General features: G+C 70.5%; 21 protein-coding genes and 2 pseudogenes. 14 read left to right on the plus strand and 9 right to left on the minus strand.

Annotated features, from left to right (window positions below; translation table 11 throughout):
* Positions 1–40: 40 nt before the first annotated feature.
* The 3 genes and pseudogenes from ACIRRY_RS25725 (at position 41) to ACIRRY_RS25735 (ending at position 1751) form a co-directional block, all read left to right on the plus strand.
* Complete coding sequence (locus ACIRRY_RS25725; RefSeq protein WP_403976762.1) at positions 41–1198, plus strand: arabinogalactan endo-beta-1,4-galactanase; 1158 nt, start codon at positions 41–43, stop codon at positions 1196–1198.
* A gap of 110 nt (positions 1199–1308) precedes the next feature.
* A pseudogene (locus tag ACIRRY_RS25730) lies at positions 1309–1512 on the plus strand (helix-turn-helix domain-containing protein); the annotation flags it as partial.
* Positions 1513–1538: 26 nt separating this feature from the next.
* A complete protein-coding gene (locus ACIRRY_RS25735; RefSeq protein WP_403976764.1) occupies positions 1539–1751 on the plus strand; it encodes a DUF397 domain-containing protein in 213 nt (70 codons plus the stop codon).
* Positions 1752–1756: 5 nt separating this feature from the next.
* Here ACIRRY_RS25735 and ACIRRY_RS25740 read toward each other — a convergent pair whose 3' ends face one another.
* From ACIRRY_RS25740 to ACIRRY_RS25755, 4 genes and pseudogenes are all read right to left on the minus strand, one after another.
* On the minus strand, positions 1757–2305 hold the full coding sequence (locus ACIRRY_RS25740; RefSeq protein ID WP_403976766.1) for a hypothetical protein: 549 nt from the start codon (positions 2303–2305) through the stop codon (positions 1757–1759).
* Positions 2306–2660: 355 nt separating this feature from the next.
* Positions 2661–2888 (minus strand): hypothetical protein, encoded by a 228-nt coding sequence (locus ACIRRY_RS25745; protein WP_403976768.1) that lies wholly within the window; start codon positions 2886–2888, stop codon positions 2661–2663.
* A gap of 139 nt (positions 2889–3027) precedes the next feature.
* Positions 3028–3492: pseudogene (locus ACIRRY_RS25750) on the minus strand (leucine zipper domain-containing protein); the annotation flags it as partial.
* Entirely contained in the window at positions 3489–4286 is a 798-nt protein-coding gene (locus ACIRRY_RS25755) for an alpha/beta fold hydrolase (protein WP_403976770.1), read from the minus strand. The gene ACIRRY_RS25755 and the pseudogene ACIRRY_RS25750, both read right to left, overlap by 4 nt.
* Positions 4287–4322: 36 nt before the next feature.
* Here ACIRRY_RS25755 and ACIRRY_RS25760 point away from each other — a divergent pair, with 36 nt between their 5' ends.
* Both ACIRRY_RS25760 and ACIRRY_RS25765 read left to right on the plus strand, forming a co-directional pair.
* A complete protein-coding gene (locus ACIRRY_RS25760) occupies positions 4323–4943 on the plus strand; it encodes a TetR/AcrR family transcriptional regulator (RefSeq protein WP_403976772.1) in 621 nt (206 codons plus the stop codon).
* A gap of 115 nt (positions 4944–5058) precedes the next feature.
* Entirely contained in the window at positions 5059–5745 is a 687-nt protein-coding gene (locus ACIRRY_RS25765) for a formylglycine-generating enzyme family protein (RefSeq protein WP_403976774.1), read from the plus strand.
* Between the two features lie 11 nt (positions 5746–5756).
* On the opposite strand, the gene ACIRRY_RS25770 is transcribed toward ACIRRY_RS25765, so the two are convergent.
* A complete protein-coding gene (locus ACIRRY_RS25770) occupies positions 5757–6959 on the minus strand; it encodes an NAD(P)-binding domain-containing protein (protein ID WP_403976776.1) in 1203 nt (400 codons plus the stop codon).
* Between the two features lie 82 nt (positions 6960–7041).
* On the minus strand, positions 7042–8280 hold the full coding sequence (locus ACIRRY_RS25775) for an ATP-grasp domain-containing protein (protein ID WP_403977000.1): 1239 nt from the start codon (positions 8278–8280) through the stop codon (positions 7042–7044).
* A gap of 217 nt (positions 8281–8497) precedes the next feature.
* Here ACIRRY_RS25775 and fahA point away from each other — a divergent pair, with 217 nt between their 5' ends.
* From fahA to ACIRRY_RS25815, 8 genes are all read left to right on the plus strand, one after another.
* The gene (fahA, locus tag ACIRRY_RS25780; RefSeq protein ID WP_403976778.1) at positions 8498–9712 is read left to right on the plus strand and encodes a fumarylacetoacetase; all 1215 of its coding nucleotides are present in this window, start codon (positions 8498–8500) and stop codon (positions 9710–9712) included.
* Positions 9713–9953: 241 nt separating this feature from the next.
* On the plus strand, positions 9954–10892 hold the full coding sequence (locus ACIRRY_RS25785; protein ID WP_403976780.1) for a M56 family metallopeptidase: 939 nt from the start codon (positions 9954–9956) through the stop codon (positions 10890–10892).
* Positions 10893–11193: 301 nt separating this feature from the next.
* Positions 11194–11982, plus strand: a complete 789-nt coding sequence (locus ACIRRY_RS25790; RefSeq protein ID WP_403976782.1) for a GntR family transcriptional regulator — start codon at positions 11194–11196, stop codon at positions 11980–11982.
* 39 nt (positions 11983–12021) lie between these two features.
* Positions 12022–12249 (plus strand): ferredoxin family protein, encoded by a 228-nt coding sequence (locus tag ACIRRY_RS25795; RefSeq protein ID WP_010986276.1) that lies wholly within the window; start codon positions 12022–12024, stop codon positions 12247–12249.
* Positions 12250–12264: 15 nt separating this feature from the next.
* On the plus strand, positions 12265–13611 hold the full coding sequence (locus ACIRRY_RS25800; protein WP_403976784.1) for an ABC transporter substrate-binding protein: 1347 nt from the start codon (positions 12265–12267) through the stop codon (positions 13609–13611).
* Entirely contained in the window at positions 13608–14546 is a 939-nt protein-coding gene (locus ACIRRY_RS25805) for an ABC transporter permease (RefSeq protein WP_403976786.1), read from the plus strand. The genes ACIRRY_RS25800 and ACIRRY_RS25805 overlap by 4 nt, the downstream gene beginning before the upstream one ends.
* A 487-nt stretch (positions 14547–15033) precedes the next feature.
* Positions 15034–15753 (plus strand): ABC transporter ATP-binding protein, encoded by a 720-nt coding sequence (locus ACIRRY_RS25810; RefSeq protein WP_403977002.1) that lies wholly within the window; start codon positions 15034–15036, stop codon positions 15751–15753.
* Between the two features lie 11 nt (positions 15754–15764).
* Positions 15765–18815: a fumarate reductase/succinate dehydrogenase flavoprotein subunit gene (locus ACIRRY_RS25815; protein ID WP_403976788.1), complete on the plus strand. Its 3051-nt coding sequence runs from the start codon at positions 15765–15767 to the stop codon at positions 18813–18815.
* 157 nt (positions 18816–18972) lie between these two features.
* Here ACIRRY_RS25815 and recQ read toward each other — a convergent pair whose 3' ends face one another.
* Positions 18973–21033 carry a DNA helicase RecQ gene (gene recQ, locus ACIRRY_RS25820; protein WP_403976790.1) on the minus strand — a complete coding sequence of 687 codons (2061 nt, stop codon included), beginning with the start codon at positions 21031–21033 and terminating at the stop codon, positions 18973–18975.
* Between the two features lie 263 nt (positions 21034–21296).
* On the opposite strand from recQ, the gene ACIRRY_RS25825 reads away from it, so the two are divergent.
* A complete protein-coding gene (locus ACIRRY_RS25825; RefSeq protein WP_403976792.1) occupies positions 21297–21806 on the plus strand; it encodes a hypothetical protein in 510 nt (169 codons plus the stop codon).
* Between the two features lie 58 nt (positions 21807–21864).
* Here ACIRRY_RS25825 and nuoN read toward each other — a convergent pair whose 3' ends face one another.
* Together nuoN and ACIRRY_RS25835 are read right to left on the minus strand one after the other, a co-directional pair.
* Positions 21865–23523, minus strand: a complete 1659-nt coding sequence (gene nuoN, locus ACIRRY_RS25830) for an NADH-quinone oxidoreductase subunit NuoN (protein WP_403976794.1) — start codon at positions 23521–23523, stop codon at positions 21865–21867.
* Entirely contained in the window at positions 23520–25091 is a 1572-nt protein-coding gene (locus ACIRRY_RS25835; protein WP_403976796.1) for an NADH-quinone oxidoreductase subunit M, read from the minus strand. Before ACIRRY_RS25835 ends, nuoN begins: the two co-directional genes overlap by 4 nt.
* Between the last annotated feature and the right edge of the window lie 4 nt (positions 25092–25095).

Consider the following 25095-nt stretch of genomic DNA (forward strand, 5'->3'; position numbering starts at 1 on the left):
CTTCTGCCTCTTGGGGCACTTACTGAAGGGAAGCTCTGTGATGCGCAGACGCAGTGTTCTTACGGCGGCGGGGGCCGCCGCGCTCGCGGTGCCGGTGTTGGGTGCGGGACCGGCGGTGGCGAGCACCGGTACCGGGTCGGACCGGCGCCGGCTGGAGATCCGGGGCATGGACATCTCGTCCCTGCCCAAGGACGAGGCGTACGGCGCGGTGTACCGCCGTGCGGACGGCCGCCGGGACGACCCGATCCGCATCCTGGCCGACGCGGGTGTCACCCACGCCCGCCTCAAGGTCTGGGTGAACCCGGCCGACGGCTACAACAACAAGAAGCACATCCTGCCGTTGGCGAAGCGGTTGCGCCGGGCGGGGATCGGCATCTGGGTCGACTTCCACTACTCCGACACGTGGGCGGACCCGGCCCACCAGACGAAGCCGGCGGCTTGGGCGGACCTGGATGTGGCGGGCCTGACCAGGGCGGTCTACGACCACACCGCCGACGTGCTGGGCGCGTTGCGCCGCCAGGGCACTCCGGCGGACCTGGTGCAGATCGGCAACGAGATCAACGGCGGTCTGCTCTGGCCCACGGGCAAGAACTGGGGTGACGACGCCGGGGGTTGGGGCAACCTGACGACGTTCCTGAAGGCGGGCCTGAACGCGGCGCGCGACACCACTCCCCGCATCCGCACGATGCTCCACATCGCCTCCGGCGGCGACAACGGCACGTCCCGCTGGTGGTACGACAACGTGGTGGCCGACGGGGTCGACTTCGACATCATCGCCCAGTCCTACTACCCGTTCTGGCACGGCACCCCGGCGGCAGCGGCGGCCAACTTGGCGGATCTGGCGGCGCGTTACGACAAGCCTGTGCTGATCGCGGAGGCGGCGTATCCGTTCACGCTGGAGAGCGAGGACGCGACGAACGACATCATGTACGACCCGTCGCAGCTCACGGAGGGGTATCCGGCGACACCGGCGGGGCAGGCGGCGTGGCTGCGGACGGTGGCGGACCTGATGGTGGATGTGCCCGGGGGTAAGGGGCTGGGTTACTGCTACTGGGAAGGGGTCTGGACCTACCGCAAGGGGGATGGTTGGGACCCGAGCGATCCGACGTCCGGTAACGCGTGGGAGAACCTGGCGTTGTTCGACTTTCAGGACAGGGCGTTGCCGGGGTTGAGGACGTTGGGGCGCTACCGGTCGTAGTGCTGCTGGGGTGACTTGTCCGGTGTTTGTCCGGTGCTGTCCTGACTGGTGGGACAGTTCGTACGGGTAGGGGCCGTCGCGGCGGACGGTCGTACGCCGGAGGGCGCGGGATGAGTGTCGAGAGTGAGCCGGAGCGGGTCAACGGCGAGACGGACGAGCCGGGTTGGGAGGTCGACCCGGACGACGAGTGGGGTCTCGCCGTTCTCTCCACGGTCGGGCGGCAGTTGAAGCTCCGGCGCGAGTCGGTGGGGATGCGTGTCGTCGACTTCGCGGTGCGGGTCGGGTACAGCGAGGACATGGTCCGCAAGGTCGAGTTCATCGAGCAACTGCTGGGAGAAACATGATCCGCAAGGCCTCAGCCGACGCAACCTCTGGACCGGCGTGGTTCAAGAGCAGCTACAGCGACGGCACCGAACGCGACTCCTGCGTCGAGGTGGCCACCACCCCCGCCACCGTCCACGTCCGCGACTCCAAGCACAACACCCAGGGTCCCCAGTTCACCGTCACGGCCACGACCTGGACGAACTTCGTGACGTACGCGTCCGGCATCTGAGCGGCTCAAGGCTGAACAGGCCGGCCAGGAGCCCGAGTTGGGTCATAGTGCCCGCGGCCGAACGCGTCGTTCGCACAATGCACCGTGTCGGGTTCGGGCGGCGCCGGCCACACGCCGAGGAAGTGCTCCTCCACCGGGGTGTCCCCTTCGTGCCCGGCGCCCTCGTCGCGTTCCCGCGCCTGCACACGGACCCGGTACCAACCCGCCCCGGCCGTCGCGAAGTTCCCCGCGTCCTCCTCGACGTCACCGCCCCACCGGAACAACCGCAGGCTGCCACTCGTACTGCAGATGCTCACGTCCACCACGGTCTCCCACTCCTGACCCGGCAGCGGGGGTGCGTCCGCGCACTGCCGAGTGGTCAGGCGTATCCAGCCGGTGTGGGTGCCCGCGAGCACCGTGAGATGTTCCGGGCCGCCTGCCGCCAGGCTGTTTCCCTCGAAGATCCGCCTGACCGTGTCGGCGTCGTCGTACTCGCCGAGGAATTCGTCGCCCTGTAGGCAGTACTGCCAGTAGGAGACGAACATGCGATCCGAGGTCCACGTCGGGTAGCGCATCCCCGGAGCATGCCGTGCCCCACTGACAACGACGGGACAGGGGAACCGTCCGGCCGTGCCGCGTCTGTCAGGTGTCGTCGGAACTGCCCGCGAGGGATCCGCCCATCCCGAAGGACAATGCCTTTTGGTCTTTGCTCAGTGAGCGTCGTATGGCGTTGACCAACTGCACCTGCGCTCGGGCAGGCGCCCTGCCGGCCTGGGTGAACTCCTCCTGACTCAACGGATCACGCGTCGGGTCGCGCGCCGGGTCGCGCGCCACCGTGTTCAGGAACCCGTTGACGGCCTTGCCGAAGTTGTCGATCTCGGTCGCGACGGCCGCGGGGGCGACCAGGCTGGCGCGGGTCAGGGCCGCGCTCTACTCGCTCCAGTCGTAGTCCCATCCCTGCCGGCCGGCGTGGGCGCGGCTGATGGTCATCGTGAACTTGGCGTAGTGGCTGATCAGTTCCTGGTAGGCGAGCAGCTGCTTGTCCCGCAGCCACTGACGGTCCTGGGCCCGGTGCGTGACGATGCCCCCGACCAGGACCCCGGCCGTGGCGGACAGTGCCCCGACGCCCGTTGTCAGCAGTGTGTCCAGCAGTGCCACGCCAGGCCCCGCATTCCCCGTCGCTCGAACATCGGTGGCCCGAACCTACTGGTGCCCAACCTCCGGCGACAATGCCCAACTGCCGTGGTGCACAAGCCAAACCCGATCAGCACGGTGACGGTCCGGCCGAGTGTCGCCGCGGTCGGATCCGCTGGTGCCGTGAGCCGAGCAGGGCGTGGGTGAACGCGTCGGCGCCGCAGCAGGCGCCATTGTCGGTGACGAACCGTTCGATGCGGGTGATGCCGTGTGCGGCAAACCACGCCCTGGCTCGGTGCAGGCGAGGCGGGTGTGCCCGTCGATCGCGGGGTGTGGGTACACATACCCTCCACGGCCGGTCTTCTTGTTGTTCCGGCTGACTGCCCGGGGTGGTCGCTGTTTCGGCTACCTCGCCCGGTATGGCTGCGGGGTGACGGTGGAGTGTGGAGGACCGGTCGTGCGGGCCGAACTGACCATGCCGACGGTACCGGTTGACCCACTGGGACGCGCATGCCCTGGAGATGCCCGTCTCCGCGGCACCGTGGGCGATCGGACGTGACACGCATCGTTCGACGAGTCGTCTGCGGCCCTCAATGGAGAACGGCGCGTCGGCATGGGTGCCCGTCAGACGGCGGCGAGGTTGTTGAGCAGGTGGCCAAGCTCTGCCGGCGCCTGAATGTGGGCCAGGTGGCCCTGGCCGGGGAGTTCGTGGACTCCGGCGTGAGCGACGTGCTCTCGCACGTGGTCGAACGACACTCCGTAGGGGGCCGTTCCGCGGTTGCTCTGCCCGATGATCAGGTCGACTTGATCCGCCTGTCGCGCCATCGCATCCGGAGGCGGTGCCGTGTTGAGCGCGCCGAGTTCGGCGTACAGCGGTCCGCTCAGGCGGCGCAGGATCGCCCAACTCTGCCGGTCGGCCCGGAGATCCTCGACATGCGCGGCGGAGAAGCCGGAGATCTGCCGATTGACGATCTCGACGCAGCGATCCCAGTCCGCGGTCTCCGCCGCGTTCTTCAGGTCCGGCAGTGCATGGCGTCCGAATGGCCGCATCACCGGCTCGTAGGCGATCACCTGGGGAATCGGGCGATCGTTGGCTGCCAGCAAGCTGATCAAGCCGCCGTAGCTCCAGCCGAAGAGGGCCCTCGCGTTGTCGAACTCGTCAAGGACCACGCCGAGGTCCTCAACCTCCGTCCGCAGCGAGTAGGAATCGGTCAACGGCCCTGAGGAGGCACGTCCCCGACGGTTTACGACTACCACTGAGGGCCAGGCGTCGATGGCGCCCGCAACGTGGCGCCACGTATGCGCGTCGCTCATCACGCCCGGGACGACGACGAGGCCCGGGGCATCCGGCTCCCCGTACACATCGACCGTGACCCAGCTGTCCCCGCCGACTGCAAGCTTCTTTTGAATCGTTCGCTCCATAAATCCATTATGGAGCGAACGATCTACAATGCAAGCGTGACCGAACGCAACCGCGGACGCCCCCGAGCCTTCGACCGCGACGGTGCGGTCCTTGACGCCGCTCGCCTCTTCTGGCGACGCGGCTACTCCGGCACCTCGACCCGCACCCTGGCCGCGACCCTGGGGCTTTCCACCTCCAGCCTCTACGCCGCGTTCGGCAGCAAGGCCGGACTGTTCGAGGAAGCGGTGCGGACCTACGCCGAGCGCTACCGCGAGATCTACCAGCAGGCTGTCGCCGAGAAGGACATCCAGACGGTCATCGAACGCATCCTCACCGACTCGGTCCACGAGTTCACCCGGCCCAGCGACACGCACCCCGGATGTCTCATCAGCAGCGCCGTGATGACCGACAGCACGAGCACGCTCGATACCAGCGCCTACGTCGCCGACCTGCACAGCTCGAACGAGCAGGCCCTCCTCGTACGCATCCAACGAGCGGTCCAGGACGGGGAACTGGCCGCGGGTACCAACGCAGCGGTCCTGACCGGGCTCATCCAATCCGTCTGGCACGGATTGTCAGTGCGGTCCAACGTCGACACGCCTCGCGAGGACCTGCTCGCGACGGCACAACTCGCTCACCAGCTGATCTGCCGACAACTCGCGTCACCAACGCCCTGACCCGCGACACCGCGCGCCGACCGCGACGATCACTGCGGCCACGGCCAAACCGGACCTTTCCGCACCGGAGTTGGCGACCCGCCTCCGCCCGATGCTCCTGGAGCTGACGTAACGCATGGGCACCACCCCGCACATCGAGCTGACCCCCGTACCGTCCGGGCAGGTCACCCTCTCCGACCGCCGCACGGAACGCAGTTGGACGGTCGACCTCGCCCCCTTCCACCTCGGCACCCTCCCCGTCACCCAGGCGCAGTACGCCCAGGTCACCGGCGAACACCCCAGCACCGCGCACGGCAGCGACCACCTCCCCGTGGAGACCGTGTCGTGGCGGGACGCGGTGTTGTTCTGCAACTCCCTTTCGCGGCAAGAGGAGTTGACGCCCGCGTACGCCCTGGACGCCCACGGCGAGGCCGTCGCATGGGCGGACCCCTCCGCCGACGGCTACCGTCTCCCCACCGAAGCCGAGTGGGAGTACGCCTGCCGGGCCGGCACGAGCGGCCCGCGCTACGGACCGCTCGACGACATCGCCTGGCATCGCGGCAACTCCGAGGAGCGGCCCCACGAACCGGGCGGCCGACTGCCCAACCCCTGGGGCCTGCACGACATGCTGGGCAACGTGTGGGAGTGGTGCTGGGACCTCTACGACCCCGAGGTCTACGGCAGCTACCGCGTACTGCGCGGCGGCGGCTGGTTCGACGAGCACTGGAGCTGCCGCGCCTCCGTACGACGCCGCAGCCACCCGACCTTCCGCGTCGACGACGTGGGCTTCCGCGTCGCCCGATCGTCGACCGCAGGGAACTGACAGCCCGTCAACTACCCGTGTGCCGCCGCCAGATGCTTCGCCAGTCGCGGTGACGCGAACTCCGTGCCGCACACGAACCGCATCACCGGCCCGTACGACGACGCGGCCGGCAGCCCCGTGAAGTACACCCCCGGCACGGACGACACATACCCGGCCCCGAGCTTCGGCGTGCCCCGGCTCACCGCGAGTCGGGTGCGCAGCTCGTGCCCCAGGAAGTCCATCGCCGCGATGTCGACCCGATAGCCCGTCGCCGATATGACGTGGTCGGCGGCGAGTTGCTCGGTGCCGCCGCCCGGCGCGGCGACCGTCAGGACCGGGCTGCCGGTCGTCGCGTCCGCCCGTACGATCCGGTCGACCTCGCTGACCTGCACCTTGCCCTGGAACCGGTCCTTGAGCCACCACGCGCCGAGCGGACCGAGCACCCGGCGCACCAGGTAGTGGCGGGTCTGCTCGGGGAGGTAGCGGTACGGCTGGGGGTAGTAACTCAGCGCCCACAGCGACCAGGCACGCCCGAAGGGCGACTCGGGGCGCAGCTTCGGCTGGTCCCACGGCGGTGCGCCGAAGGCGACCCGGCCGCGCCCGCGCGAGACGATCCGGACCTGCGCGCCCGCCTCCGCCGCGAGCGCCGCCGTCTCCAGCGCGGACTGCCCGGCGCCGACGACGATCAGGTCCTTGCCCTTGAACCCGCTCAGGTCGTGGTGCTGGGAACTGTGCGAGACGGGACCGGTGGGCGTCGGTCCGTCGGCCGCCGCTGCCGCCAGCTCCGGCGGGAGGTGGGCCAGGCCGTAGAGCCCGGTCGCGACCACGACCGCGCGGGCCGTGAACAACTCTCCCGAGTCCAGCTTGAGTTCGAAGCCGCCGCCCTTGTTCTGATCCACGGAGACGACCCGTACCCGCTCCAGCTCGGGCACCAGTTTCTGCTGGAACCACTCGCCGTAGCCGATGAAGGTCTCGATGGGGATGATGTCCTCGTCGGTGACCAGGCGGGGGATGCCGGCCGCGTCGCAGTAGTCGACGAGGTTGTGGCCGGGCTGCGGGGCGTCGAAGTTGGAGGCGGCCGGGGTCGACTTGAGAAGCATCCCGGCGGGCATGTGGTCACGCCAACTGACCATGGGCTCGCCGAAGACACGGACCGGAATGCCGCGCGCCCGCAGATGCGCGGCGGTGGACAGGCCGAACGGCCCGGCGCCGATGATTGCTACCGGTTGAATCACGAAGTCCCTCCCCAGGACGTCAATTCGTCACTTCGTTCTGGTGCTGCTGCCAGAGGTCATTGGCTGCTGTGGGCTGCTGCTGCTAACTCGTGCCGCTGCCACGGCGGTTGGTGCGCCACAGCTGATACAGATGCTTCGCGCCCGGCCGTACGAAGCGGGCGAGCATCGTGAAGAACGGCCGCAGGTCGTCACCCGCGAGCCAGGCCAGCTCCGTCCCGCTCGCCCTAGCCGGCGCGTGCGGCGTCGTATAGCCGCTGCGGCGGTAGGCGAGGAGGGCGGGCAGGTCGATGTTCTCCACGATGTACCGGTGGCCGGCGCGCTGTTCCCCCTCCGGGACGGAGCGGCCGGTCAGGTCGAGGTGCATGGCGCGGACGACGTCCACCCCCGACTCGTTCTCGAAGAGCCGGAACTGGGCGCCCATACGGGGGTTGAAGTCGAGCAGTTTGTACCGACCGTCGCGCCGGTCGAAGCGCAGGTCGAGGTCGATGATTCCGGTGAAGCCGATCTGTTTGATGAAACGGGCGGCGAGGTCCGAGAGTTCCGGATTGTCGACCACGTATGCATTTGCGGTCATCCCCGCGTGCGGCGGCCAGGAGCGGACCTTGACGCCGGTGAACATGGCGAGCGGGGTGGAGTCCTGGTCGAAGTAGGCGTGCACGATCCAGTCCTCGGCGTCCTCCCTCGGCAGGTACTCCTGGAGGATCACCCCGGGGTGCTCGCCCCAGTCCCGGGCGAGCGCGAGCAGCCCCTCGCGGGTCGCGATCCTCGTCGTACCGCTGACGGCCGGCCGGGAGCGTCGTACGAACGCCTCCCTGTTCTTGGCCACGATCGGGAAGCGGGCCTTCTCCGCGAAGTCGACGATGTCGTCGTACGACCGCGGGAAGGCGGCCGTGGGGCTGGGTATGCCGTGTTCCACGCAGAGTTCGTGCAGCCCCTGCTTGCTCGCGAGGTGGCGGGGTAACTCCCGTTCCACACGCGGGAAGAGGAAGCGGTGGCCGAGCGCGTCCTGGTGTTCGGCGATCAGGACGGCGGCCTCCTCGTCGGTGGGGATGAGGACGGTCGGACGGCCGATCCGGCGCCCGATGCGCAGCAGTCCCTCGACCAGTCGTCCTGGTTCCTCCGTGCCGGTCGTCGGCCAGACGAACGCGCGCTCCAGATAACGGGACGCGGCCGCCGGCGTGTAACGGTCCTCCGTTATCGCATACATCGGCACGCCGAGGCGCCCCAGACTGCGGATCGCGCCCACGCCGCCGTGATGCAGCGGATAGGCGCCGAACTTGACGATCAGGCCCGGCACTTCGCGGTCGGCCTCGAAAGGCACGCCACTGGTGCGATCGGCCACGGGTCCCCCCACGTGTCCCCCCTACGGACCGGACCCACCCCGTCCATGTCCCCCAAAGGACGCTAAGCCGGAATTGCCCCTTCCGACAAGGCCTATTCGGACATTGCGAACTCTTTAGACACTGCCGGTTGCCGCAACTCACCCGTAACGTGTGGCGCGGCCACATGCGAGTACGTACGAGAGTGAGGCAGCACCCATGCCCCCCTTCGATCTTCCCGAGGGCGACCCTTTCGGCCCGCACAACCTGCCCTACGGCGTCTTCTCGCCCGTGGGCTCGGAGCAGCGGACCGTCGGCGTCCGGCTCGGCGACCATGTGCTCGACGCGGGCGCGGCGGCGGAGGCGCTCGGCTCGCCGTACGTCTCCCTCCTCGCGCACCCGAGCCTGGGCCCGCTGCTCGCCGCGGGCCGCACGGCCTGGTCGGACGTCCGGCGCGCGCTGACGGCATGGGTGACGGTCCCGTCCCACCAGGAGACGATCACCCCGTACTTCCATCCCCTCTCCGCGGTGACCCTGCACCTCCCCTTCGAGGTCGCGGACTACGTCGACTTCTACGCCTCGGAGAACCACGCCCGGAACGTCGGCCGCATCTTCCGCCCCGACGCGCCCGACTCCCTGACCCCCAACTGGAAGCACCTGCCGATCGGTTACCACGGCCGCGCGGGCACGATCGTGGTCTCGGACACGGATGTCGTACGACCGTCCGGGCAGCGGAAGTCCCCGGCCGACCCGGCGCCGGTCTTCGGCCCGTCCGTCCGCCTGGACATCGAGGCGGAGGTCGGTTTCGTGGTCGGCGCACCGTCGGAGCTGGGCCGGCCGGTCGCCCTCGCCGACTTCCGCGAACACGTCTTCGGCCTGTGCCTCCTCAACGACTGGTCGGCACGCGACATCCAGGCCTGGGAGTACGTCCCCCTCGGCCCGTTCCTCGGCAAGTCCTTCGCGACGTCGGTGTCGGCGTGGATCACCCCGCTGGACGCGCTGGAGGAGTCGCGGGTGGCGCCGCCGGAGCGCACACACACCCTTCTCCCCTATCTGGACGACTCGTCCGAGGAACCCGGCGGCTACGACCTCCGCATCTCGGTCGCGATCAACGGCCATGTCGTCTCCGAGCCGCCGTTCTCCACCATGTACTGGACGGCCGCGCAGCAACTCGCCCAGATGACGGCCAACGGCGCGTCCCTGCGCACCGGCGACCTGTACGGCTCGGGCACGGTCAGCGGACCGACGGAACGCGAGCGGGGTTCCCTGCTGGAGCTGACCTGGAACGGCCGCGACACCCTCGAACTCCCGGACGGCAAGCGGACGTTCCTGGAGGACGGGGATGTGGTGACCCTGTCGGCGTGGGCGCCGGGGGTGGGCGGGACGCGGGTGGGTCTGGGGGAGGTGACCGGGCGGATCGTGGGGCGGGGCTGAGGCGGGTCGCGGGTGTGCCCGGTGCTCGTCGTCCCAGGGACGCCGGGCGCCGGGGCAGTCATACTGACGGCGGGCGACACACGAGAAGTGCGCTCGCCCTCGGGTAAGCCGCACCCGTACCTCTCGCACCCCGCTCTTCAGTCCCTTTTCTTCCCTTCTCCTCCCTTCTCCTCCTTTCCCTTCCTTTCTCTTCCTTCCGTTTGTTCTGTTTGTTCCCCGACCAGGATCCGGAGCCCGTGGCATGACCGTCTGCCTGCTCCTGCTGAGCGTCGTCGCCCTCTCGGCCGCCGTTCCGGCTCCGCGCGCGCTGACCCGGGCCGTGTGGCCCGAACGGGAACCCGTGGTCGGCCTGTGGGTGTGGCAGTGCCTGGTCGCCACGGTCCTGCTCTGCTGCCTGGCCGCCCTGGTCCTCGGCGCAGCCGCCGTCTTCCACACCGTCCGCGACCATGTCTTCGCCCCCGCGCCGCCCGCCGTCACCGCGGCCTACGACCTCTCCGCCGCCCCCGTCTGGGCGGTCGCCCTCACGCTGTCGCTGGCGTGCGGGGCGGCCTGGACGACGGCGATGCTGGCCCGCGAACTCGCCGAGGCCCGGCGCCGTCGCGGCCAGGCCCGCGCGCATCTGCGCGAGCGCGCCCCCGACCTGCCGGCCGGCCTGCCCCCGGCGCGCGGGCCCCTCCTGGTCCTGGAGGACGAGTACCCGGACGCCTGGTGGATGCCCGGCCATCCGCCCCAACTCGTCGTCACCACGGGCGCCCTGCACCGCCTCACCGGCCACCAGCTCGACGCCGTCCTCACGCACGAACGCGGTCACGCCCGCGCCCACCACGACTGGCTGCTGCACCTGTCGACCGCGCTGGCCTCGGGTTTCCCGCGCGTCCCCGTGTTCACCCACTTCTGCGACCAGACCCACCGGCTGGTCGAGCTGGCCGCGGACGACACGGCCTCCCGGCAGTGCGGGCACCTGACCACGGCACTGGCCCTGATCGAACTGAACAACCACCGAGGCGTCCTCTCCTGCGCCTCCAGCCACCGCCTCCTCGGCGAACGAGTGGACCGCCTCCTGGACCCCCGACCGAGACTGGGCCGCCGACGCCGCGCCCTGACGACTACGGTCGCGGCACTGGTCCCGCTGCTGCCCCTGCTGATCGTGTTCGCACCGGGGTTGACGGCGCTGGGCTGACGGCCGGCGGCATTCGGGACAGCACCCGGCGACAGCTTCAGCCGCGACCGCACGGCACGGCACCGCACCGCACCGCAGTAGACACTCGTGACCTGCCGGACGTTGCTGCTGCCCCTCGGCTGACGTCTCCGGGCCGACCACACCAACCCGGCGCCCGTCCAACTCCGCCCCCACCCCGAACGTGGCAGATGTCCCCCGCGACCAACCATCCGCCCAGCTCAACCGCCCCACCGCCGGAGTCCCCGGTGGCGCAACACTCCAGCAACACTCGGTTCCCTACCGGCTCGCTATGGTTCGAGACATGCCACCCACGGACCGCATCCGCGACCACGCCGGACAGGGCGCGACCACCGTCGCCGCCCACCGCGCGCGGCGCCGGCTGCGTGCCGACCAGGCCCGGCAGCTCGCCGATCTGCTGCGCCACGAGCTCCTCGCCGACGGGTTCCCGGACGGCACACTCCCGCACGAGTCCACCCTCGCCACGGACTACGGCGCCTCCCGCAACACGGTCCGCCAGGCCCTGGACCTGCTCCGCGCGGAAGGCCTCGTCGACCGGCTCCCCGGCGTCGGCACGGTCGTCGTCGCACGGAAGTACCCGCACGGCCTGGACCGGCTGATGGGCCTCGCGGAGACCCTGCGCGAACACGGCCGGGTCACCAACGAGGTCCGCACCCTGGGCCCCGCCCCCGCACCGGCCCCCGTCGCCGAACGCCTCCACGTACAGCCCGGCACCGACGTCCTCTACATCGAACGCCTGCGCCGCCTGAACGGCATCCCCCTCTCCCTCGACCTCACCTACCTCCCGCTCGACATCGGCACCGCGCTGCTCGACGCCGACCTGGAGAACACCGACGTCTTCCGCCTCCTGGAGACCATCACCGGGCAGGGGCTCGGCCACGCCGAGATCACCCTGGAGGCCGTCAACGCGGACGCGCACTCCGCCGCCGTACTCGAAGCGCCGCGCGGTGCCGCCGTCCTGATGCTGGAACGGCTCACGCACCTCGCCGACGGCCGCCCGGTCGACCTGGAGTTCATCCGCTTCCGCGGCGACCGCATCACCATGAGCGGCCTGCTGCACCGCTCCCTCTGACCTCACCCCGTTCTCTGAAGCACCTCCCTGGAGACAGCCATGCCCTTGGCGCCCCAGCGGGCCGACGTGCCCGTGACGATCGACGAGTCGAAGTGCATCGACGGCTGCACCCTGTGCGTCGACATGTGCCCGCTGGACTCCCTGGCCATCGACGAGAGCAACGGCAAGGCCTACATGCACGTCGACGAGTGCTGGTACTGCGGCCCGTGCGCGGCCCGCTGTCCCACCGGAGCCGTCACGGTCAACATGCCCTATCTGCTCCGGTGAGAGGCCCGAACTCCCATGAAACGCACGGCAGTCGCCCTGTCCGCAGTCGCCCTGCTGCTCCCCCTGTCCGGCTGCGGCGGCAGCGCGGAGGCCGGTAGCGGCAGCACGGTCACCGTCACCATCGGCTACCAGTCGAAGACCATCAACACCGTCACCGCCGGCACCCTCCTGCGCTCCCTCGGCTACTTCGAGCAGCAGCTCAACGCCCTGTACGACGGCCACACCTACAAGGTCGACTGGCAGGACTACGCGACCGGCGCCCCCATCACCGCGCAGATGACCGCCGGGAAGATCGACATCGGCTCGATGGGCGACTTCCCGCTCCTCATCAACGCGGCCCGCGGCAAACAGCTCGGCCAGCCCACGCGCCTCGTCTCCGTCACCGGCTACAACCTGCGCGGCGGCCTCAACACCATTGTCACCGCGCCGAGTTCGCACCTCACCTCCCTGAAGGACCTCAAGGGCAAGAAGGTCTCCACGAGTGTCGGCTCCGCCGCCGACGGCACCCTCGTCCGCGCCCTGCAACGCGCCGGCATCGACCCCGACAAGGGCATCGAGAAGCTCAACCAGCAGCCGGCGGTGGGTGCTTCGGCCCTCACGGCGGGCAGCACGGACGCGCTCTCCCAGTTCGTCGCCTGGCCCGGCCTGCTCGCCTACCAGGGCCGGGCGAAAGCCCTCTACGACGGTGCCCAACTGAACCTCCCCACCTTCCACGGCGTCACCGCCCGCGAGAACTTCGCGAAGCAACACCCCGCCGTACTCGACGCGTTCCTCAAAGCCCAGGCCCAGGCGACCGACTACCTCACCGCCCACCCGGTGACCGCCGCCGAGAAGGTCGCCAAGGCCACCGGCCTGCCCGCCGAGGTCGTGTACCTCTACAACGGCGCCCACGGCATCGCCACCTTCGACCCGGCCCTCAAGCCCCAACTGGTCTCCGCCCTCCAGCAGGACGTCGCGGTCCTGAAGTCGGCGAAGCTCGTCGGGGACGTCGACGTCGATGCCTTCGTGGACGACCAGTACGTGAAGCAGGCCCTGGGCGCGACTGCCTACGCCCGCCGACTCGCCGCGAAGCCACCGGCCGCCGCGAGCGAGGTCTGGCCCAAGGGCTCCGAGAAGACCCTCACCTTCAAGTCCCCCTCTCAGCTGCTGAGTTACGTCTCCGCGCACCCCACCACCATCCGCGCCGCCTACGTCCCCGACGCCACCACCGGCACGCTCTGGTTCGCCGACAAGGCGGTGTGGGTGAGCGATGGGTCGAAGTCGCTGCCGTTCGTCGCACCGGCGACCGCGCAGGCGTACGTCGCCGCGCACGGGGGCGCCCGGGTCGTGACGTACGCCGAGGCTCTGGAGGGGGCGTCGTGAGCGGGAGTCCGAATCGGGCGGGCCGGTACGTGCCGCGATATCCACGGCGGGCGGGCCGCTACGCCCTCCGGCTCGGCTCGCTGGCCGGCGCCCTCGGCATCTGGCAGTTGCTGACCAGCCTGAACGTGAACCTGTGGGTGCGTTTCTCGCAGTTCCCCACCGTCGCCGACGTGGCCCGCGCCTTCGCCGACCGCGTCACCGGCGACGACTACTGGACGGACCTCACCGACAGCCTCACCCGCATCCTCACCGGCTTCGCCCTGGCCGCTGTCCTGGGCGTGGCGGCGGGCGTGCTCGTGGCCCGCTCGCGCCTCGCCGAGGACCTGCTCGGCCCGCTCGTCGAGGTCCTGCGCCCGATCCCCGCGATCGCCCTGGTCCCCGTCGCGATCCTCCTCTTCCCCTCCAACGAACAGGGCATCGTCTTCATCACCTGCACGGCCGCCTTCTTCCCCGTCCTGGTCTCCACCCGCCACGCCGTCCGCGCGCTGACTCCCGTATGGGAGGAGGCGGTTCGCACGATGGGCGGCGGCCGGTGGCGGATCCTCTTCTCGGTGGTCCTGCCGGGCGCGCTGCCCGGCATCTTCGGCGGCCTGTCGGTCGGCATCGGCGTCTCGTGGATCTGTGTGATCTCCGCCGAGATGATCTCCGGCCAGTACGGCGTCGGCTACCGCACCTGGCAGGACTACACGGTCGTCGACTACCCGGGCGTCTTCGTCGGCATGGTCACGATCGGCCTGCTCGGCTGGCTCACGTCCACGGCCGTCGAACTCCTCGGCCGCCGCCTGACCCACTGGCTCCCGCGCACGTCGTACGTCCCGACGGGCCGCGCTCCGCGCCGTGCGAGCGGTACCGCGGCAGGCGCTCCAGTAGGCACACCGACCGCACCGGCGAGCCCCACAACCCAGGAGGGCGTGCCCCATGAACAGCTCGTCTGAGGTCAGGTCGCCGTCCGGGACGGACTCCGGGACCGAGGCGAGGACCGACGCCGGGACCGAGGCGAGGGCCGACTCCGATGGCGCGGAAAAGGCCGTCTCCGGGGGCGACTTGGGCTCCGGCACGGGAGCCGACGCGGGAGCAGTTGCGGGAGCAGTTGCGGGCGCCGATACCCGCTCCGCCTCCGGGATCGGCGGCCGGACCGATGCCCGGACCACCCCCGAAACCCACAACCCAACCGGCCCCCGACCCACCCCCGAGACCGGCGGCCCGATCGATGCCCGGACCACCCCCGAAACCCACAACCCAACCGGCCCCCGACCCACCCCCGAGACCCACGACCCGACCGATGCCCGGACCACCCCCGGGACCGGCGGTCGGACCCGCGCCCGGACCAACCGCGGAACCGACACCCCGACCGCCCCGCAGCCGGGCCCCCGGACCGACTCCTGGGCCGACCCCCGGGTCAACTCCCCTACCGGCGCGGCCCTGGCGCTGCGCTCCGCCACCCTCGGCCGCCCCAATGCCCCCGTCCTGGACAACATCGACCTCGACGTCTCCCCCGGCGAGATCCTCACCGTCGTAGGCCCCTCGGGCTGCGGCAAGTCGACGCTGCTCCGCACCCTCGCCGGACTGCTGTCCCCCCTCGCCGGAGAGGTCACCCAGGACGGCCACCCCCTCACGGGCCCCGCCGCCGACCGCGCCCTGGTCTTCCAGGACGACGCCCTCCTGCCCTGGCGCACCCTGCGCGCCAACGTCGAACTCCCGCTGGCCATCAAGGGGTTGTCGCGCACCGAGCGCCGGGCCCAGGCCGATGACTGGCTCGACCGGGTCGGACTCGCCGCGCACATACGGCAGTTGCCCCATCGCGTCTCCGGCGGACAACGCCAGCGCGCCCAACTGGCCCGCGCCCTCGCCGGAGCCCCCCGCGCCGTCCTCATGGACGAACCCTTCGGCGCCCTCGACGCCCAGACCCGCGCCGGCATGCAGGACCTGCTCGTCGAGGTGTTGCGCGGCACCGGCGCCACGGTCGTCTTCGTCACCCATGACGTGGACGAAGCCCTGTACCTCGGCGACCGCGTCGCCCTCCTCGGCGCGGGCCGACTCGTCGCCGTACGCGAGGTACCGCGTCCACGGGACCGTGCCGCGCACGACGATCCCGCGCGCGTGGCACTGCGTCGCGACGTCCTCTCCTCGCTCGGTTCCTGAAAGGCCCCCTGGTGACCACCTCCGTGCACACTCCCCTGGAGATCCCCTCGCTCGCCGAGGCCGAAGAGCTGACCTGCGACGTCCTGGTCATCGGCGGCGGCACGGCCGGCACCATGGCGGCCCTGACCGCCGCCGAGCACGGCGCGAACGTCCTCCTCCTGGAGAAGGCCCACGTCCGCCACTCCGGCGCGCTCGCCATGGGCATGGACGGCGTCAACAACGCGGTCATCCCCGGCCGCGCCGAGCCCGACGACTACGTCGCCGAGATCACCCGCGCCAACGACGGCATCGTCGACCAGTCCACCGTCCGCCAGACCGCCACCCGCGGCTTCGCGATGGTGCAGCGACTGGAGTCGTACGGCGTGAAGTTCGAGAAGGACGAGCACGGCGAGTACGCGGTCCGCCAGGTCCACCGCTCCGGCTCCTACGTGCTGCCGATGCCGGAGGGCAAGGACGTCAAGAAGGTCCTGTACCGGCAACTGCGGCGGCGCGAGATGCGGGAGCGGATCCGCATCGAGAACCGGGTGATGCCGGTGCGCGTACTCACCGCCGGGGGGCGCGCGGTGGGCGCGGCGGGCTTCAACACCCGTACCGGCGGCTTCGTCTCGGTCCGCGCGGGCGCCGTGATCCTCGCGACCGGCGCCTGCGGCCGGCTCGGCCTGCCCGCCTCCGGCTACCTGTACGGCACGTACGAGAACCCGACGAACGCGGGCGACGGCTACGCGATGGCGTACCACGCGGGCGCCGAACTCACCGGCATCGAGTGCTTCCAGATCAACCCGCTGATCAAGGACTACAACGGTCCGGCCTGCGCCTACGTCGCCAACCCCTTCGGCGGCTACCAGGTCAACCGGCACGGCGAACGCTTCGTCGACTCCGACTACTGGTCCGGCCAGATGATGGCCGAGTTCGCGGCGGAGGTGGCGAGCGACCGCGGGCCCGTGTACCTGAAGCTGAGCCACCTCCCGGAGGAGTCGATCTCCGCCCTGGAGTCCATCCTGCACTCGACGGAACGGCCCACCCGCGGCACCTTCCACGAAGGCCGGGGCCACGACTACCGCACCCACGACGTCGAGATGCACATCTCCGAAATCGGCCTGTGCGGTGGCCACTCGGCCTCGGGAGTACGGGTCGACGACCACGCCCGTACGACCGTCCCCCGCCTGTACGCCGCCGGCGACCTCGCCTGCGTCCCGCACAACTACATGATCGGCGCGTTCGTCTTCGGCGACCTCGCGGGCGCGGACGCGGCCCAATACTCCGCGTACGAGGGTGAGTTGCCGCTCTCCCAGCTCCGTGACGCGCACGAGCTGATCTACCGCCCGCTGCACAATCCGGACGGCCCGCCGCAGCCCCAGGTCGAGTACAAACTGCGCCGCTTCGTGAACGACTACGTGGCCCCGCCGAAGTCCGGCGCCCGACTGTCGATCGCCCTGGAGGCGTTCGAGCGGATGCGCGCGGACATCGCCGAGATGGGCGCCCGCACCCCGCACGAACTGATGCGCTGCGCCGAGGTCTCCTTCATCCGCGACTGCGCGGAGATGGCCGCCCGCGCCTCCCTGGCCCGCACGGAGTCCCGCTGGGGCCTCTACCACGACCGCCTCGACCATCCGGCCCGCGACGACGTCTCCTGGTTCCACCACCTCGACCTGCACAAGTCCCCCTCTGGTCCGATGGAGTTCACGGCCCGACCCGTGGCCCCCTATGTGGTCCCGATCGAGGACTTCACCCCGACCGGCGGCCCCTCCCGCCGACTCGGCGAGGTCCACCCCGAGAACGTGGCTACGGCCGGCCCCCGCGACCTGGCCCCACTGGCGTCCCCGCCGGAGCAACCCGAGCAACCCGAGCAGCCCGAGCTGCCTGACGAGCGGGGCTCGACCATCCCGGCGACCTCAACTCCCGTGCCCGGCACGGCTCCAGGAGCCACCGCGCCCCGTACCGGTTCCGATACGGCTCCGGCTCCGGCTCCGGGCCAGGGCCAGGGCCAGGGTCCGGGTCCGGGTCCGGGTCCGGGTCCGGGCCAGGGTCCGGCTATCACCACTCCCGGCACCGCGCCCGCTTCCACTTCCGCTCCGGCGCCCACGCCGACACCCACGCCCACTCCGGCGCCCGCTCCCGCTCCCGCGCCAGGCCAGTCCTCCTCCCGCCTCCTCGAACTCGTCGCCCTCGCCGAGGAAGAGCCCGAACTCGATGCCCTGCGCCCCTACTTGACCGACCCGGCCCCGGCCGTCCGCCGCGAGGCGATCACCGTCCTGACGGAAACCCTCCCGCCCGGAACGGGCCCCGCCCTCGCCGAGTCCCTCCGCGACCCCGCCACCGAAGTCCGCACGGCCGCCGCGGCCTCACTGCGCGAACTGGTCGAGACGCTGCCCCCCTCACCCGCCCTGCGCGACGGTCTCGCCGCCGCCCTGACCGAGCCCGACCCCGTCGTCCGCGCCGCCGCGCTGGATGTCCTGCGCGCCCTGCGCCTCGGCGACGCCACCCTCTTCGCCCGCTCCCTCACCGACCCCGACACCACCGTCCGTATCGAGGCCGTCCGCGCCCTCGTCTCGGTCGACGCCACCGGCGAGCTGGCCCACGCGGCACCGTCGGACCCGTCCCGCGAGGTCCGCGTCACCTTCGCGAAGGCGCTGGGGACGGTGGCGGCGGGGCGCCTGGACGACAGCGCACAGGCCAACCCCGGCTCCGGCTCCGGTCACGCTGCGGTCAGCACCGCCCTCACCACCCTCGCCGGCGACTCCGACGCCCTGGTCCGCGCCGCCGCCTACGCCGCCCTGGGCACTACCGGCTGCCCGACCCCCCTCGCGGCCCGTGCCGTAGCCGCCCTTGCCGACCCGGCCTGGCAGGTCCGTGCCGGTGCCGCGACCGCGCTGTCCGCCGCGGATCCCGAAACAGCGGTCCCCGCCCTGGCCAAGATCCTGGCCGACCCGAACGCCGACGTACGCAAGGCGGCCGTCCTCGCGCTGACCCGGCACCGCACCACCGACGCCCGCGCGGCCCTCGCCACGGCGACCACCGACTCGGACGCGGACGTCAGGGCGTACGCGACCCGCGCGCTGTAGTGGAAGGGGAGAGGGCGCAGCCCACAAGTCCCGCGCCCACCACGGCTCTTGCGAACCGTGACCGACCGACTGACTGACCGACCGACCGATCGACTGGCCGATCGGCCGACTGGCCGACTGGCCGACCAACGGACTCGGCCCCCTCACCACCGACCAGCTACATCCAGTCCTCCGGCTCCGGCTCCGCATCCATCTCCGGCCAGTAGTCCGCACCGGGATCATCGCTCGCCGCCCGGGCCGGTGCGGGCACCGAACCCTGTACCGGGGCGGAAGCCGGAGCCGCAGCCGCAGTTGCGGCCGGAACTGCCCCCGAATCCCCGCCCGGCGCCCCACCGAGCCCCGCCAGTACCCCGATCACACCCTCCCCGTACGTCGCCAGCTTCTTCTCGCCGACCCCGCTGATCTCCCCCAACTGCCCCACCGACGTGGGCCAGATCGTCGTGATCTCCCGAAGCGTGGCGTCGTGGAAGATGACGTACGCCGGAACCCCCTGCTCGCGGGCCTGCTCCGCACGCCAGGCGCGCAGGGCCTCGAAGGCGGGCTGCAACGACTCGGGCAACTCCACCGCCGGAGCCTTGGCCTTGCGCTCGCCCCGGCCAGAGGACGACCCCGACCGCGAGGCCGCCGGCTTCTTCGGCTCCTTGCGCAGGGGCACCTCCCGCTCGCGCCGCAACACCGTGCCGCTCGCCTCGGTGAGCACCAGCGTGCCGTACTCCCCCTCGACCGCGAGCAGCCCCTGCGCCAGCAACTGCCGTACGACGCCCCGCCATTCACCCTCGGCGAGATCCTCCCCGATGCCGAACACGGACAACTGGTCGTGGTCGAACTGGATCACCTTGGCGCTCCGGCGCCCCATGAGGATGTCGACGATCTGCACCGCGCCGAACTTCTGGCCCCGCTCCCGCTGCAACCGCACCACCGTCGACAGCACCTTCTGCGCGGCGACCGTGCCGTCCCAGGTCTCCGGCGGGGTGAGGCACGTGTCGCAGTTGCCGCAGCCCGCCGCGTCCGGGTCCTGCCCGAAGTAGGCGAGCAGTTGGCCCCGCCGGCACTGCGCGGTCTCGCACAGCGCGAGCATGGCCTCCAGGTGGGCGGCGGCCCGGCGGCGGAACGCCTCGTCGCCCTCGCTGGACTGGATCATCTTGCGCTGTTGTATGACGTCGTTCAGGCCGTACGCCATCCACGCCGTGGAGGGTGATCCGTCACGCCCCGCACGCCCCGTCTCCTGGTAGTAGCCCTCCACCGACTTGGGCAGGTCGAGGTGGGCGACGAATCGTACGTCCGGCTTGTCGATGCCCATGCCGAAGGCGATGGTCGCGACGACGACCAGGTCGTCCTCGCGCAGGAACCGGGACTGGTGTGCCGCGCGCGTGCCCGAGTCCAGGCCCGCGTGGTACGGCACCGCCTCGATGCCGTTGCGCGACAGGAACTCGGCGGTCGTGTCGACAGACCTGCGCGACAGGCAGTACACGATGCCCGCGTCGCCCGCGTGCTCCTCGCGCAGGAAGCTCAGCAACTGCTTCTTGGGGTCGGCCTTCGGCACGATCCGGTACTGGATGTTGGGCCGGTCGAAGCTCGCCACGAAGTGCCGGGCGCTCGGCATGTTCAGCCGCTGGGTGATCTCCTTGTGCGTCGCGTCCGTGGCCGTCGCCGTGAGCGCGATCCGCGGGACGTCGGGCCAGCGCTCGCCGAGCACGGAGAGGGACAGGTAGTCGGGGCGGAAGTCGTGGCCCCACGAGGACACGCAGTGCGCCTCGTCGATCGCGAACACCGAGATCTTGCCGCGCGACAGCAGGTTCAGCGTGGCGTCGAGCCGCAGCCGCTCCGGCGCGAGATAGATCAGGTCCAGCTCGCCGGCGAGGAACTCCGCCTCGACCACGCGTCGTTCGTCGAAGTCCTGCGTCGAGTTCATGAACCCGGCGCGCACCCCGAGCGCCCGCAGCGCGTCCACCTGGTCCTGCATCAGCGCGATCAGCGGGGAGACGACGACTCCCGTACCGGGTCTGACCAGGGCGGGAATCTGGTAGCACAGGGACTTGCCGCCGCCGGTCGGCATGAGGACGACGGCGTCGCCGCCCGCCACCACATGCTCGATGACCTCTTCCTGCTCTCCGCGGAAGCTGTCGTACCCGAAGACCCGGTGGAGCGTGGCCAGCGCCTCGCTCTCGCCCTGTGCCGCCGGCGTCCGTACTTCGGTCGTCACAACCGTCCCGCCCATCCCGTGCATCGCTCGTCCCCCGTACGTCGTCCCTCGACCACTGCGTCCACGATAGGCGTCCGCGCTGACAGCGTCGGAGTTATCCACAGGCTGGTGGCGGTGACCGGGTGTGGTCATTCGAATGGCTCCCGTCACATGGCGCGACCGATACGGCCGGAACATGCTGCTCGGGCGGGACCGCGAAGCCCCGTCATGCCCTCGAACGGACGGCGCCGCGTGTGTGGACGCCTCCCGAAAGTTCCGAAAGTCCAAGGAGTCCCACCATGTCCTCTCGGACCGTCCTCGCAGTGGTAACCGCCGCCGCCTTCGCGCTGACCGCCGCCCCGGCCCACGCCGCGTCCGACCCCGCCCCCGACCCGTCCGTGTGGACCACGCTGAGCAAGACGTACCAGGCCACCTCGAAGTACGGGTACGAGGCGTTCGCCCCGGGCGGCGGCTACGCAGGGACCGACATCTGCGTCGACGACCCGGACGAGGGCGGCATGGGCTACCACTACCTCAACACCAAGAACATCGACTCACTCGATCCGGCGAAACCGGCGGCCCTGCTGTACGCGGACGGGTCCGACTTCGTCGAGGGGCGCCGGCTGGTCGGGGTCGAGTGGGTCGTGAAGGACACGGGCCAGAAGGTCCCGCCGACGCTGTTCGGGCAGGACTTCCAGAAGGACCCGAAGTTCCCCGACGTCTTCACCCTGCACGCCTGGATCTACAAGCCCAACCCCAAGGGCCTGTTCTCGCCGTGGAACCCCGACGTCGTCTGCCCGACGGGCTGACCGCGCATACGCGAAGGCCCCGGCCCCCACAAAGGGAACCGGGGCCTTCGGCATGCGGTCAGCGGACGAAGACCCCCGCCTGGTTCGCCAGGTGGAGGAAGTACTGCGGGGCCACACCGAGGACGAGCGTGGCCGCCACGGCCACTCCGATCGTCGCCATGGTCAGCGGGGACGGGACCGCGACGGTGGGGCCGTCGGGCCTCGGCTCGCTGAAGAACATGAGCACGATCACGCGGATGTAGAAGAACGCCGCGATGGCCGAGGAGAGCACACCGACCACGACCAGCGGGGCCGCGCCGCCGGACGCCGCCGCCTTGAACACGGCGAACTTCCCGGCGAAACCGGCGGTCAGCGGAATGCCCGCGAAGGACAGCAGGAACACCGCGAAGACGGCCGCGACCAGGGGCGACCTGCGCCCGAGCCCCGCCCACTTCGACAGGTGCGTCGCCTCGCCACCCGCGTCCCGTACGAGCGTGACGACCGCGAAGGCGCCGATCGTCACGAACGAGTAGGCACCCAGGTAGAAGAGGACCGACGAGACGCCGTCCCGGGTGGTCGCGATGACGCCCGCGAGGATGAATCCCGCGTGCGCGATCGACGAGTACGCCAGGAGCCGCTTGATGTCGGTCTGGGTGATCGCGACGATCGCGCCGCCCAGCATCGTGATGATCGCGACGCCCCACATGACGGGCCGCCAGTCCCAGCGCAGGCCCGGCAGCACGACGTAGAGGAGGCGGAGCAGCGCCCCGAAGGCGGCCACCTTGGTCGCGGCGGCCATGAAGCCGGTGACCGGGGTCGGCGCGCCCTGGTAGACGTCGGGTGTCCACATGTGGAACGGCACCGCGCCCACCTTGAACAGCAGCCCCATGACGATCATCGCGCCGCCGATGAGCAGCAGCGCGTCGTTGCCCATGGTGTCCGCGAGGGCCGGGTTGATGTTCGTGATGGAGCCGTCGACGACCTGCGCGATCGTGGAGTACGACATCGAGCCCGCGTAGCCGTAGAGCAGCGCGATGCCGAACAGGGTGAACGCGGAGGCGAAGGCGCCGAGGAGGAAGTACTTGACCGCGGCCTCCTGCGAGAGGAGCCGCTTGCGGCGGGCCAGGGCGCACAGGAGGTAGAGCGGGAGCGAGAAGACTTCCAGGGCCACGAACAGGGTCAACAGGTCGTTGGCGGACGGGAAGACGAGCATTCCGGCGACCGCGAAGAGCAGGAGCGGGAACACCTCCGTGGTGGTGAACCCGGCCTTGACCGCGGCTTTCTCGCTGTCGCTGCCGGGCACGGACGCGCCCTGCGCGGCGAAGGAGTCGACCCGTTTGCCGTGCGCCTCCGGGTCGAGCCGCCGCTCCGCGAAGGTGAACAGGCCCACCAGTCCGGAGAGCAGGATCACGCCCTGGAGGAACAGGGACGGTCCGTCGACCGCGATCGCGCCCATGGCCGCGATGTGCGCCTTGGTGGTGCCGTACCCGTCCGCCGCGAGCGCCAGGACCGCCGCGAAGGCGGCACAGAGCGCTACGACGGACACGAACACCTGGGCGTAGTAACGGGACTTGCGCGGGACGAACGCTTCGACCAGCACCCCGATGAGCGCCGCGCCGAGGATGATCAAGGTGGGCGACAACTGCCCGTACTCGATCTTCGGCGTGGGGATCTTCGAGATCGGGTCGGCCGCGGTCGCCGCCGTTGTCCACAGGCTGTGGACGGCTGTTGCGCTCACTTGGCCGCCTCCACCGAGGGCTTGGGATCCTTCTTGTGTACGTCGGACATGGTCTGTTTGACCGCCGGGTTCACGATGTCCGTGATCGGCTTCGGGTAGACGCCCAGGAAGACCAGCAACACGATCAACGGGGCGACGACCAGGAGTTCACGCGGTCGCAGATCCGGCATCGTGGCGACCTCGGGCTTCACCGGGCCGGTCATCGTCCGCTGGTAGAGGACGAGGGTGTACAGCGCGGCCAGGACGATGCCGAAGGTGGCGATGATCCCGATGGCCGGGTAGCGCGAGAACGTGCCCACCAGGACCAGGAACTCACTCACGAACGGCGCGAGTCCCGGCAGCGAGAGCGTGGCCAGACCGCCGATCAGGAAGGTGCCCGCGAGCACCGGGGCGACTTTCTGCACCCCTCCGTAGTCGGCGATCAGACGCGAGCCGCGCCGCGAGATCAGGAATCCGGCGACCAGCATCAACGCGGCCGTGGAAATACCGTGGTTGACCATGTAGAGCGTCGCGCCGGACTGGCCCTGGCTGGTCATCGCGAAGATGCCGAGCACGATGAACCCGAAGTGCGAGATCGACGCGTACGCCACCAGCCGCTTGATGTCCCGCTGCCCGACAGCGAGCAGCGCGCCGTAGATGATGCTGATCACGGCGAGGACGAGGATGACGGGCGTCGCCCACTTGCTGGCCTCCGGGAACAGCTGGAGGCAGAAGCGGAGCATCGCGAAGGTGCCCACCTTGTCGACGACCGCCGTGATCAGTACGGCGACCGGTGCGGTGGCCTCGCCCATCGCGTTGGGCAGCCAGGTGTGCAGCGGCCACAGGGGCGCCTTCACCGCGAAGGCGAAGAAGAAGCCCAGGAACAGCCAGCGTTCGGTGTTGGTCGCCATGTGCAGCGTGCCGTTGGCCCGTGCCTGCGCGATCTCCGCGAGCGAGAAGTTCCCGGCCACTACGTAGAGGCCGATCACGGCCGCCAGCATGATGAGCCCGCCGACCAGGTTGTAGAGCAGGAACTTGACGGCCGCGTACGAGCGTTGGGTGGCCGCCGCCTCGTCTCCGTGCTCGTGGGCCCGGTCCCCGAAGCCGCCGATGAGGAAGTACATCGGGATCAGCATGGCTTCGAAGAAGATGTAGAAGAGGAAGACGTCGGTGGCCTCGAAGGAGATGATCACCATCGCCTCCACCGCAAGGATGAGGGCGAAGAAGCCCTGGGTGGGCCGCCAGCGCTTGCTGCCGGTCTCCAGGGGGTCGGCGTCGTGCCAGCCGGCCAGGATCACGAACGGGATCAGCAGCGCGGTGAGCCCGATGAGCGCGACCGCGATGCCGTCCACACCCAGCTCGTAGCGGACCCCGAAGTCGGCGATCCAGGCGTGGGACTCGGTGAGTTGGTAGCGGTCGCCGCCCGGGTCGAAGCGCACCAGGACGGTGATGCCCAGCGCGAGTGTCGCCAGCGAGACGAGCAGCGCCAGCCATTTCGCGGCGGTGCGCCGGGCGGCCGGCACGGCGGCCGTGGCCACCGCCCCGAGGGCCGGGAGCGCCGCCGTCGCTGTCAGGAGGGGAAAGGACATCGGT

Origin of the sequence: Streptomyces sp. NPDC101776 (genome assembly GCF_044766845.1) — a bacterium.
In the GTDB taxonomy this organism is placed as follows: Bacteria; Actinomycetota; Actinomycetes; order Streptomycetales; family Streptomycetaceae; genus Streptomyces.